An 11,821-nucleotide genomic window follows, 5' to 3' on the forward strand; every position below is an offset into this window, starting at 1 on the left:
AATTGCACCCAGCCTTTGCCGGCTTATCCACGCCTAGCCCACAGGGGATTTTGTACTGCCCCTTGCATGCCTGCGACGCATGGGGGATGACTGGTGCAATTCTCCCTGAACGGGGATGTGTAACAGACAGGCGAACCATGGCGCTACCGGCAAAGAAACAGTTGAAATACTGGGGCATCACCGCGGTGATTTTTGCCCTTGTCCTTTGGTTTCTTGGGGATGTGCTCCTGCCCTTTGTGCTAGGGGCTGCCATTGCCTATATGATTGACCCAATTGCGGACCGGCTCGAGGCTATGGGGTTAAGTCGCGCTGGATCCACCGCGGTGATCATCATCGTCGCACTGGTTGTCTTCCTAGCGACGCTTTTGGTGATCCTGCCAACATTGATCTATCAGCTGATCGATTTGACACGCGTTCTGCCCGAAGCCTTCCGTGATCTGCGCAGTTTTGCGCAGGAGCATTTCCCCTCCCTCTTCACCGAGGGCAGCCGGGCACAACAGACCATTGCCTCGATCGCGGGCACCCTGCAGGGCAAGGGTATCGAACTGGCCGAGGGCATTGTCGGCTCTGCGGCCTCTCTGGTGAATGTCATTGTCCTTATGGTGATTGTGCCGGTTGTCGCGGTCTATCTGCTGCTTGACTGGGACCGTATGGTCGACCGCATTGATGAGCTGGTGCCGCGTGACCATCAACCAGTGATCCGCCGCCTGGCCCGCGATATAGACGCGGTCCTGCATAGCTTCATTCATGGCATGGGAACCGTTTGCCTGATCCTTGGTAGCTATTACGCTGTTGCCCTGATGATCGTTGGCCTGAATTTTGGCCTGGCCGTGGGCTTCATTGCTGGTCTAGTCACCTTCATTCCCTATCTCGGTGCACTGATTGGCGGTGCCTTGGCCATCGGTCTGGCCCTGTTCCAATTCTGGGGGGATTGGTGGTCCATTGGCGCCGTTGCGGCCATATTTGCCTTTGGTCAGGTGATCGAAGGCAATTATCTGACCCCAAAACTGGTGGGCAACTCTGTTGGGCTGCATCCGGTCTGGCTCTTGCTCGCGCTCTCTGTTTTTGGCGCCCTTTTTGGCTTTGTCGGCATGCTGGTTGCTGTCCCTATCGCCGCCGCGCTGGGTGTTCTAGCCCGATTTGTGGTTGAGCAATATCTGGAAAGCCGTCTTTACAAGGGCTTAAGCCACCCCCTTTCGCAGCGACAGCAGGACCAGGACTAACATGGCCAAACAGCTGAGCTTTGACCTCCCGGCGAAACCCGCGCTGGGACGTGATGATTTCTTTGTCGCCCCGTCCAACGCCATGGCCGTTGCGCTGCTGGATCCCAGCTTTGCCTGGCCCAGCGGCAAGCTGGTGCTGACCGGGCCCGCAGGGTCGGGTAAGAGCCATCTGGCGCATGTTTGGGCCAGCCAGTCCGGCGCAAATATCCTGCAGGCCGCAGATATCCACGAAGAGCTGGTGCCGGATTTTGCCCAAGGCTCCGTCGTCATCGAAGACGTACCTCGAATTGCAGGCGATCAAGTGGCTCAAAACGCCCTGTTTCACCTACACAATTTGGTTTTGGCCAATGGTCATGCCCTGATGTTGACGGGCCGGGCGGCGCCAAATCTCTGGCAACTGACCCTGCCCGATCTGCAAAGCAGGGTTCAGGCCGCCACTCACGCGGAACTTCAACCCCCTGACGATGCCCTCCTTTCGGTTGTCCTGGCCAAGCTTTTTAACGACCGGCAGGTCACACCCAAACCGGATGTGATCCCCTATCTTGTCGCGCATATGGATCGATCCTTTGCGGCAGCAGCAGATATTGTCGACCAGTTGGACAGGCTGGCCCTTTCCGAAGGGCGGACCCTTTCTCGCCCGCTTGCGATCCGCCTGATGTCCGCTGAGGCGCCAGGACAGGCAAAAAACTCCGACCAGACAGACTGTTGACCTGCCCCGCTGCATTGCGCATCGTGGCGACGAAGAAAATGAATTGAGGCGCCTATGACCCCCGTTCTGGACCCTTCCACCTCTGAGTGGGGCCCCTTTGGCCGCCCTGTATTCGAAGATCCCGGCGCCCGCGCCCTGTCACGGGTTGGCGTTGTTGATGTGGGCTCAAACTCTGTCCGCATGGTGATCTTCGACGGCGCGGCCCGTAGCCCTGCCTATTTCTATAATGAAAAAATCATGTGTGCGTTGGGTGCGGGGCTGTCTGAAACCGGTCATTTGAACCCAAAGGGGCGTGAGCGGGCTCTCTCAGCGCTGCGCCGATTTCAACACCTTGCCCGTGGCATGGGGTTGCCTGGCCTGTCCGTAGTAGCCACAGCAGCGGTGCGCGATGCCAAGGATGGAGCAGAATTCTGCGACGAAGTTGAACGCGAAACCGGGCTGAAGATCTGGGTGATCGACGGACGCGAAGAGGCCCGCCTTTCTGCTCAGGGCGTGCTGTTGGGGTGGCCAGGGTCCTATGGCCTTGTCTGCGACATCGGTGGTTCCTCAATGGAACTGGCCGAAATCCACGACGGCGAAGTTGGCAAACGCGTGACCTCTTCTCTTGGGCCTTTGAAGCTACGCGATATCAAAGGCGGGCGACGTGGCCGCAAAGAACATATCGCCCAGGTCATCGAAGGGCTGCGCAGTGAAATGGGTGAGCAATCCGACCGATTGTTCCTGGTCGGCGGCAGCTGGCGTGCCATTGCGCGCGTCGACATGATGCGCCGGGGGTACCCTTTGCGCGTCCTGCATGAGTATCGCATGACAGCGCGCGATGTGCGCGAAACCTTAAAATACATCGATGCCACCGACATTGAGGAACTACGCAACGCCTGTGGCATTTCCAATGCACGTATGTCGCTTGTGCCCTATGCCATCGATGTGCTGGCACGGCTGGTCAAGACCTTCAAACCCAAAGATATTGCCGTTTCCAGCTATGGCATCCGCGAAGGGCTGCTCTATGAGCAGATGCCCCAAAGGCTGCGAAAACGCGATCCGCTGATCGAATCCTGCCGTTTTGCCGAAGCTAAGGATGCGCGACTGCCGGGTTTTGGCAAAACGCTCTATGAATTTGTCCTGCCGCTTTTCAGCAATGACAGCCAGACCAAGAAACGTCTGATCAAGGCCGCATGTCTGCTGCATGATGTTAGCTGGCGTGCCCATCCTGATTACCGAGCCGAGGTTTGCTTTGAAAACGCAACCCGCGCCAACTTGGGTGGGCTGAAACACTCAGAGAGGATTTTCATCGGGCTTGCCCTGCTGCATCGCTACCGAAACAAGCGCCAAGGCACCGCCTATGAGTATCTCTATGATCTTCTGGACGAAAAAGGGCAGAAAGAGGCTGAAATCTTGGGCAAGGCCATGCGTTTTGGCGCCATGCTGATGGTGACAGAAAGCGGTGACATTGGCCGTTTGAAGTGGCAACCGCGCAAACGGCATCTCTCCCTGGAGCTACCAAGCAAATGCGAAGACCTCTTTGGCGAGGTTGCGCAATCTCGACTGAAATCTCTGACCAATGCACTTGAGGCGGAGCTCTCGGTCAAAATCACCAAATAGCCAACTCGGCCTCCCCCCGGCCCAGTGCCTTTCAACTGTATCTCTATACCAAAGCAATCACCTTCAGGGGCAGGAGCTAATCATTCACCAGAGCACCGGTGACTAGAGGTCCGTTATGCCGCTTTCAGGATCTGTGCTTACTTCCGGCTCCGGTTTTAGTTTTTGCTTTTTGCGGATGATGATATCGCCATTGGGCAAGATTTCTGGAGCCTCATAGGCGCTCCAGTCTTCGACTTTCTGCGCAATTTCAGCCAGGGCTGGACCCATTTCCTGTAAAAACGCTTGCATGGAGGGGCCAATGGTAGCAACCAGCCCCTCGAGCTCTTTCAGTGAGGGGGCCATCTCCTTGCGCAGGCCTTCCCAGAACATCTCTGCCCCTCGCTCCATCAGGTTGGAGCCACCTTCCTCAGCCTGAAGAGGCGTGGAAAGCATCAAAAGGGCGAAACTGACTGGGGCGAGGATCTGTTTCATTGGGCTAACGGCCTTTCTAAAAGGGATCAAGATAGGTTCAAATCTAGCGTGACCGGAAAGTGATCCGATGCGGCCAACAGAGCGTTGCGAAGATCCTCATCCTCATAGCATTCCGCATCCTCAAAAGGATGCCAGATCCGCCACTTTGGCTCGCCGGACAAGAGACTGTTCGAGATCATAACATAGTCCAAAAGAGCGCTGAAATAGCGTTTGGTCTCGGGATTGAAGAAGCGCGAAGTAGAGGGCAACACGTGCCTGCGCGGCTTTAACAGGCTTTGCGCATGGGGGTCTGTCAGTTCTTGCCCCATGACAATCTCAACCGAAGACCGGCCAAAAAGCCGCTCGTATTCATCCAAGCCAGGCCCGTCATTCAGGTCCCCCAGGACGATCAGATCTTCCCTGGCTTGCACATGTTGCTTTACGCGGCGATGCAGCCAAATTGCCTGGGCCAGCTGCTTACGGCGGTTGGCAATGGAAATCTGGACAACATCTTCTTCATTGCGCGCGCCATGCGGCGCCTTGGACTTCAGATGCGCCCCGATCAATCGGATCGCCCGGCCCGACTTTGTGGTCAATGCAAGTTCCAGTGGCGGTTTTGAAAACCGCACCTCATCCATCTGATCATCCACATCAAGATCAATACGAAAGACCCCGTCAAACCTGGGGGCCTTGGGGGCCGATTTTGGATCGTGCCTGACACTCAGAACTGCCGGGTCATAGAGCAAAGCAATTTCCTGGTGGGTATCATTGGCAAAGCCTGCAATGGCCTCGCTGGTTCTAAGCCCAGCTTCTGCGGCAAAGTTTGCGAGAGCGCGGGTGCTGCGTTGCTCACGACCTGTATTTGGCGCTTCCACCACTAGAATTGCATCCGCATCCAGCCGCTGAAATACAGCCGCAAGCGCCATGGCCTGACTGTAGCGGTCAATCCCATAGCGTCCGGAAGGGTGGTCATCCAGCAAGAGCTGATCCTGCGGGCCAAAGAGATTGGCGAACCATTCAACATTATAGGTCGCGAGACGCATAGGCTCCGCATCCGTTGATTTCATCCCAAGCACGGTTGATGTCGATCATTCGCTTTTCGGCAAGGCGTACGGCCTCTTCCGGAACCCCCCGCGCAATCATCGCATCCGGATGGGTGTCGCGCACCAGTTTGCGCCAATACTTGCGGATCTCTTCCTTACTCATTTCCCGTGTCACACCCAGAACCGTATAGGGGTCCTTGGGGGCATCCGGAACAAAGCGCGCGCGCAGAGCCATGAACTGCTCTGGCGTTTGGCCAAAGATCCGGCTCACGTCTTCAAGGAACTCATTCTCGCCGGGGTGATAGAAGCCATCCGCCATTGCGATGTGAAACAGGCCCTCCATCAAATCGCAGAGCGTTGTGGGGTCAGAAGCAAAGAGCCGTTGGATCCGAGCGGCATATTCCTGATAGCCAGCCACATCCTTGCGCGCCATGTTGAAAACACGCGCAGCTCCGGCTTCATCTTCGCGCGCGATCTGAAACACCTCGCGAAAGGCCGTCACCTCGTCACGGGTCACCTGCCCGTCTGCCTTTGCCATTTTGGCGCCCAAGGCAATCACGGCAATGGCAAAGCCCACGGTCCGTTCGGGAGGCGCGCGCAGCCGATCAAAAACCTCGGACAGGCTTTCGCCCTGCGCAAGTGCAGAAAGCGCGTCGGATATGCGGGACCAGAGTGACATCATCCAAGCCTAGTGCGGAAATCCTGCAATGTCAGCGCCCCGTGACGGGTGAGTAAGTAAATCCCTGTGGAAACAAGCAAACTCTTGCCCAGTTGCGGTAGGAAAGCTCATCTCAGGAGACGCAGACCATGGGGGGTATCGATTTCTGCCTCAAAACCAGGGGCACCGGTCTCAAAAGCAATGCGTGGTTCCGCAAGGCTCAAGATCTGGAACAGATCTGCGGCTTGCGGGTGCGAAACCGTAAATCTGCGCAGGCTGCACCCCTGTTGTTGCAACCGCGGAGCTGGATGGGGGGAATGCCATTCGATCAGGGCCGGAAAGCAATTGTCATAGGGTAGGATGCCATCTGTCGGAACCGCCATATCCCAGCTGAGATCGCCCCGCGTCAGCGCCACAGTCTCGCCCGCCCCATTTGGTAGATCCTCCAGCAAATCAGCCAGCCCCGTGCAATTGCAGATCCAATTGCTAATACGCGGCGCGCCGGAAAAGCGATCCAGATCGAACCAACGCGGCTGCCGCTGCGGCGTGGCTTCCGGATTGATGACAATCGCTTCCAGGTACAGCCCGTCAGCGAGCCCCAACAGGACATTATGGGTGCCAAAAACCGCATGTTCTCCGCCTGGCTGCATCGGCACGCCGAGGGCTTCTTCGACATGGGCCCTAGCCTCTTCCAGCGTTTCGCCCGCCACGGCCAGGTGATCGAATTTCATCCTGCTGCCCCTTACAAATTCACTGTTCAAATCTAGTGAAGAGCGGTCAGACCGCAAGGCGAAACCCCTGGGCCTGTTGGGGTTCGCGAGGTTTGCCTTGCAAAACCCCTGACACAACCAATAATTGCAAGAGCCCTTGTTTATTTCGGAACTCCCCTTTGCAATGAAGCCTTTTGATTTCAGAACACATCAGGTCCTGTCGGATCTTCGCGCATTATGCCGCTTCCTTGAACCTGAGGGCCTGTTTCCAAATCCTGCCCTGGCAGCTGAGTTTTCCGAATGGTTGGATGCCTCCTCGGCGGCAGGCAAGCTGGCGTTTTCAAAAGAGCTGAATGACGCCCTTTGGATGGCAGCTGTGTCTCCGGAACTGCAGAGAGACGCCTTTCTGACCAGCACCGCAGCCCTGCTGATGGGCTCCCTGCAGAACACTCAATTTCCGCAGGACCTGAGCTGGTTTTGGGAGGACTTCAACAGCATCTACCGGACAGCTCCTCCACCGGTGCGGGCCGCCTTGATGAACGGGTACGAACGGCTGCGGCACAATTGCCTTCTGTCAGTTGATTGCAAACCCGCACAGGAAGACCTGCTGACCCGCAGCCTGTCGGAAGTAGAAGATCTGCTTATTCCAATTGCCCGCAGGATGACGCCTGCTGAAATCGAAAGCATCGCCGCAGCGGACTATGGGATGGACAAGGCCCGGCACAAGACAGCCCTGGAGGAATTGTTAGACAGCCCTTCCCTAGCCTATCCAAAAGGCGAAGTCTGGTACCCTGCTGAAGTCATCGAGCTGACCTCTTATGTTCAAGGAGCAGCGGGCTGGCTCCCCTGTACGGCAATCGTGCTGCTGGACGCGGTTCGCACATTGGATGACCGGTCAAATGCCGAATTCAATTTCGGGGGCCAGTGGCGCGACTACAGCCGCCTTCCAGCTCTAACACGGTCTGCTGTTCACGCAGCCTTCAGGTATCTCTATGAAAGTGACGAATTCTGGGATCCAAGTTTCAAAGGCCGCGCTCGATTCAAAAGCAGTGGTCTTCCCACTCTCGACTGGGGCATACAGCCTGCATGCCAGTAGCGGCAAACGCTGCTTCTACCGGCATTCCTGCTTTTTCTTTCCCGGGTGGTGTCCGGGGGACTGGCGCCCCCCGGCATGCGATCAGCTGCGGGCTTCGCGGATCAGTTTCAGGATGTCCTGGGCGGCTTCCGGAATATTGGTACCGGGGCCAAATATCGCTTTGACGCCTTTGGAATAGAGGAACTCATAATCTTGCTGCGGAATGACGCCGCCGCAGATCACGATGATGTCGCCTGCGCCCTCGGCCTTCAGCGCCTCGACAAGCTGCGGTGCCAGGGTCTTGTGGCCTGCGGCCTGGGACGAGATGCCGATTACATGCACATCGTTGTCGATGGCGTCCTGTGCGGCCTCGGCCGGGGTCTGGAACAGCGGGCCCACATCGACGTCGAAGCCGATGTCGGCAAAGGCGGTGGCAATCACCTTGGCGCCGCGGTCGTGGCCGTCCTGGCCCATCTTGACCACCAAGAGGCGCGGGCGGCGGCCCTCTTCTTCGGCGAAGTCCTCGATCGATTTCTGGATCGCGGCAAAACCCTCATCGCCCTCATAGGCTGCGCCATAGACGCCTGCCAGGGTTTTCACCTCGGCACGGTGACGGCCGAACTCCTTTTCCATCGCCATAGAGATTTCTCCGACTGAGGCCCGCGCGCGGGCGGCTTCGACCGCGGCTTCCAACAGGTTGCCGCCTTCTTTGGCGCGGCGGATCAACTCGTCCAGTGCCCCCTGACACGCTGCTTCGTCCCGATCTGCACGCATTTTTTCTAGCCGCGCGATCTGTGACTCGCGTACCGCAACATTGTCCACATCAAGGATGTCGATCGGGTCTTCTTTGTCTTTGCGATACTTATTGACACCAACGACAACCTCTTCGCCACGATCAACCATAGCCTGACGACGGGCCGCGCTTTCTTCGATACGCAGTTTGGGCATGCCGGACTCGACCGCTTTGGTCATGCCGCCCATTTCCTCGACCTCTTCCATCAGGGCCCAGGCTTTTTCAATGAGGTCATTGGTCAGGCTCTCAACGTAATAAGAACCCGCAAGCGGGTCGACCACATTGGTGACACCAGTTTCCTCCTGCAGCACCAGCTGAGTGTTGCGAGCAATACGGGCAGAAAAATCGGTGGGCAGCGCGATGGCCTCGTCCAGAGCGTTAGTGTGCAGCGATTGAGTGCCGCCCAGCACCGCCGACATCGCCTCATAAGCGGTGCGGATCACGTTATTATAGGGGTCTTGCTCCTGCAGTGACACACCCGAAGTCTGGCAGTGAGTGCGCAGCATCTTGGAACGTTCCGACTTAGCGCCGAACTCTGTCATCACCCGGTGCCACAGGGTGCGGGCGGCGCGGAGCTTGGCTATTTCCATGAAGAAATTCATGCCGATGGCAAAGAAGAACGACAGACGCCCAGCGAATTTGTCCACGTCCATGCCCGCATCAATCGCGGCGCGCACATATTCGCGACCGTCTGCGATAGTATAGGCCAGCTCCTGCACCAGGTTCGCGCCAGCTTCCTGCATGTGATAGCCGGAGATCGAGATCGAGTTGAACTTGGGCATCTCATTCGAAGTGTATTCGATGATGTCCGAGATGATCCGCATCGAAGGCTCTGGCGGATAGACATAGGTGTTGCGGACCATGAACTCTTTCAGAATGTCATTCTGAATAGTGCCCGCCAGCAAGCTCCTGTCATGTCCCTGCTCTTCACCGGCAACAATGAAGCTCGCCAGAACCGGGATCACCGCGCCGTTCATGGTCATCGAGACCGAGACCTTATCCAGCGGGATGCCGTCAAAGAGGATTTTCATATCCTCAACACTGTCGATGGCCACACCGGCTTTGCCGACATCGCCGACCACGCGCTCATGATCGCTGTCATAGCCCCGGTGGGTGGCAAGGTCGAAGGCGACCGAGACGCCCTGCTGGCCTGCAGCCAGGTTGCGGCGGTAAAAGGCGTTGCTTTCCTCGGCAGTAGAAAAGCCCGCATATTGCCGAATGGTCCAGGGCCGACCGGCATACATAGTGGCCTTAACGCCGCGGGTAAAGGGGCCAAAGCCCGGCAGCGTGCCCATGTGGGGCAGCTCTTTGGTGTCATCTGCGGTATAGAGGGGCTTGACCTCGATACCTTCAAGGGTGTTCCAGGTCAGGTCCTCAAGCGGCCGGCCACGGAGCTCTTTCTCAGCCAGAGCCCGCCAATCGTCTGTCTTGCTTGTCATGGGGTCTTCCTCTTGTCAGTTCGTTTTGGGGCAGGTTTTCTCCCGCCACCAGTTGTTCAGGATCCTCAACCAGCTGAGCCAGCCCATCGGCGCCCGCAGTCAGCCACATCAGATCATCCGCATAATTTTCGCGTAGCATCGCCGTGTGTTGGGCATTGAAGGGACGCCAACGTCCTTCGCCCTCTGGCAGGTTCTTTGCGGTTGCCTGCAAAAGATGCGCCCGCAGATCCTGCAGCCGGAAAGAAGCATTCAGCCGCACGCGGGCATGTCGCAGCGGCGCGTCAATCCCGCTGAGCAGCGAGAGCTGCGTCTCTGGACGCCCGCTGTAGACCTCAAAGGGCAGAACCTTTATCGCGACCCCCGGCATAGCACAGGCGATATCGGTGATCACATCGCGCCAGCTGCGTTGGCTCTCTGCAAGCTGCTGCAACTGGTTCTCACCGGGGACACGATGACCACGCGCTACCGCATAGGTGAGCGCAGAGGTCCAATAGGTCTCTAGGCTGCGAATATTCAGCGCGACTGTATTGATCTGGTTGTCAAAGGCCTCTGCAAAACGGGCCATGCGTTCGCCCGCGCCGCAATAGAGCGTGCCCATCCGTAGATTGGCGCGAACGCTCCCGATCAGGCTCTCATCGCTGATCAATAGCTGAGTGCGCCCCAACTTGCATTCCTGTTCCATATGCATGCGCAACCGACCCCGCGCTCGCTGGGCCAACCCTTTTGCTGGACGCGCAGATGGAACCGGCAAAATTCCATGAAACCGACCAGCTCGCGTTTGGCGAGGCCCCCAGTACCCAAGCTGTTTCTCCCGAAGGACATCAGCATTCTGTCGCATGTACTCTTGAAAGGAAGAAGTTGCACAACGGTGGGCACCAAGATGGAGACAGGTCTGCATCGCATTTCCAATTCTTTGGACAGGGGCCGTGAAACACGGCCACCGGGAGAGGGTTTGCGCAATCATTGCTGACAGACCCTCTCAAACCGATTAACAACCTTCGAAAATTTTATCTTTTGCGCCTCATTTCCCATCGCAATTACCGAGGCAGCGCATATATTGGAGCAACAAGGAGAGAGAATGAAACCCGTCCTAGCCTTTGTTTTAGCAAGCTTTCTATCAGTTTTTGCCTTACCGCCCGCAATCCAGGCGGCTGAGCCTGATCTATCTGCGCTGGTCCTGCCCGGAAAAGAAGCCGATCTATCCAGTTTTCTTTGGGCCAAACGCCCCATTGTGGTCTTTGCGGACAGCGAACAGGACCCGCGTTTCCAGGAACAGATGACCCGCCTCTTGTCCGATGCTGGCGCGCTATTGGAGCGGGATGTCATTGTCCTGACGGATACCAACCCGGAAGCAGCGTCAGATCTACGCAAGAAATTGCGACCAAGGGGGTTCATGCTGGTCCTGCTTGGCAAAGATGGCGGCGTGAAACTCCGCAAGCCACATCCCTGGACGGTGCGCGAACTTTCCCGAACAATCGACAAATTTCCCGATCGGCTACGCGAAGTCGAGGAACGCCGCGAGAATTGATCCCTCAGGCGTTTCCGCGCACAAAAATCACGGCCATGGCGCCAGGATCGACGACCATCACAGCGTTTTCTTTGGGCAGGAAGGCCAATTGCGCCTTTGGATTCATGATCGCGCGATAATAAATGCTTTTTTCGCGATCGGTCATGCAATTGACCCCTGCAAGGCCAGAGTTCAGCACCCCCAACCCATTGGGAAGATCTTTGGACATAATATCCTCGACCACCGCATTGGGGGATTTTCCGCCAACCTTGAAGACCACAGGCCGCTTCTCCGCAACCATCTGCAAACCGGTGTTTACCGAACGCGCTGGCTCTAGCAGAGAGGAGACCCGCGCTGATTGCGCATGGAAAATCGCGGCGGTGCAGGTCGAACTGGAGGAAAAGTAGAAGGTATCGCCCAGCGTTACCCAGGGGTCGAGTTGCGCGCGCAGCTCGTCTTCCTGATCCAGGGTACAGGCCGCAAGCGGCAGAATACATATCGCCAGAAGAGTTACCAAGCGACGCATAGGGCACCTTTTTCGAAACCTTTGCATCACCTCTGGCACAAAGATCTGAAGATTTGGTGCATGCCACAGCCAACTGCGGGACAGGCACG

At 57.1% G+C, this 11,821-nt stretch carries 12 protein-coding genes; 5 read left to right on the forward strand and 7 right to left on the reverse strand.

Annotated features, from left to right (window positions below; translation table 11 throughout):
* The first annotated feature begins 137 nt into the window (after nt 1-137).
* From RSK20926_RS11240 to RSK20926_RS11250, 3 genes are read left to right on the forward strand one after another with little or no spacing between them, the layout of a single operon-like run.
* A complete protein-coding gene (locus RSK20926_RS11240; RefSeq protein WP_008206785.1) occupies nt 138-1,223 on the forward strand; it encodes an AI-2E family transporter in 1,086 nt (361 codons plus the stop codon).
* A 1-nt stretch (nt 1,224) separates the two neighbouring features.
* On the forward strand, nt 1,225-1,932 hold the full coding sequence (locus RSK20926_RS11245; RefSeq protein WP_008206787.1) for a DnaA ATPase domain-containing protein: 708 nt from the start codon (nt 1,225-1,227) through the stop codon (nt 1,930-1,932).
* Between the two features lie 54 nt (nt 1,933-1,986).
* The gene (locus tag RSK20926_RS11250) at nt 1,987-3,531 is read left to right on the forward strand and encodes a Ppx/GppA family phosphatase (RefSeq protein ID WP_008206789.1); all 1,545 of its coding nucleotides are present in this window, start codon (nt 1,987-1,989) and stop codon (nt 3,529-3,531) included.
* A 102-nt stretch (nt 3,532-3,633) separates the two neighbouring features.
* Here RSK20926_RS11250 and RSK20926_RS11255 read toward each other — a convergent pair whose 3' ends face one another.
* The 4 genes from RSK20926_RS11255 to RSK20926_RS11270 all read right to left on the reverse strand — a co-directional run bounded on the left by RSK20926_RS11255 (nt 3,634) and on the right by RSK20926_RS11270 (nt 6,413).
* Nucleotides 3,634-4,002, reverse strand: coding sequence for a hypothetical protein (locus tag RSK20926_RS11255; protein ID WP_008206791.1), 369 nt, complete (start codon nt 4,000-4,002; stop codon nt 3,634-3,636).
* Between the two features lie 26 nt (nt 4,003-4,028).
* Nucleotides 4,029-5,024, reverse strand: coding sequence for an endonuclease/exonuclease/phosphatase family protein (locus tag RSK20926_RS11260; protein WP_008206793.1), 996 nt, complete (start codon nt 5,022-5,024; stop codon nt 4,029-4,031).
* Complete coding sequence (locus RSK20926_RS11265; RefSeq protein WP_037254764.1) at nt 5,005-5,703, reverse strand: molecular chaperone DjiA; 699 nt, start codon at nt 5,701-5,703, stop codon at nt 5,005-5,007. Before RSK20926_RS11265 ends, RSK20926_RS11260 begins: the two co-directional genes overlap by 20 nt.
* A 107-nt stretch (nt 5,704-5,810) precedes the next feature.
* Complete coding sequence (locus tag RSK20926_RS11270) at nt 5,811-6,413, reverse strand: VOC family protein (RefSeq protein WP_008206796.1); 603 nt, start codon at nt 6,411-6,413, stop codon at nt 5,811-5,813.
* A 124-nt stretch (nt 6,414-6,537) separates the two neighbouring features.
* On the opposite strand from RSK20926_RS11270, the gene RSK20926_RS11275 reads away from it, so the two are divergent.
* Nucleotides 6,538-7,488 (forward strand): hypothetical protein, encoded by a 951-nt coding sequence (locus RSK20926_RS11275; RefSeq protein ID WP_037254767.1) that lies wholly within the window; start codon nt 6,538-6,540, stop codon nt 7,486-7,488.
* 81 nt (nt 7,489-7,569) lie between these two features.
* Here the strand turns inward: RSK20926_RS11275 and scpA are convergent, their stop codons facing one another.
* Nucleotides 7,570-9,699 carry a methylmalonyl-CoA mutase gene (gene scpA / locus RSK20926_RS11280; RefSeq protein WP_008206800.1) on the reverse strand — a complete coding sequence of 710 codons (2,130 nt, stop codon included), beginning with the start codon at nt 9,697-9,699 and terminating at the stop codon, nt 7,570-7,572.
* On the reverse strand, nt 9,662-10,381 hold the full coding sequence (locus tag RSK20926_RS11285) for a hypothetical protein (RefSeq protein ID WP_232281881.1): 720 nt from the start codon (nt 10,379-10,381) through the stop codon (nt 9,662-9,664). The genes scpA and RSK20926_RS11285 overlap by 38 nt, the downstream gene beginning before the upstream one ends.
* Nucleotides 10,382-10,777: 396 nt before the next feature.
* Between RSK20926_RS11285 and RSK20926_RS11290 the strand changes: the two genes are divergently transcribed.
* A complete protein-coding gene (locus RSK20926_RS11290; protein WP_008206804.1) occupies nt 10,778-11,227 on the forward strand; it encodes a DUF4174 domain-containing protein in 450 nt (149 codons plus the stop codon).
* A gap of 4 nt (nt 11,228-11,231) precedes the next feature.
* On the opposite strand, the gene RSK20926_RS11295 is transcribed toward RSK20926_RS11290, so the two are convergent.
* A complete protein-coding gene (locus RSK20926_RS11295) occupies nt 11,232-11,732 on the reverse strand; it encodes a hypothetical protein (protein ID WP_008206806.1) in 501 nt (166 codons plus the stop codon).
* Nucleotides 11,733-11,821: the final 89 nt, after the last annotated feature.

Origin of the sequence: Roseobacter sp. SK209-2-6 (assembly GCF_000169455.1) — a bacterium.
Classification (GTDB): Bacteria; Pseudomonadota; Alphaproteobacteria; order Rhodobacterales; family Rhodobacteraceae; genus Pseudophaeobacter.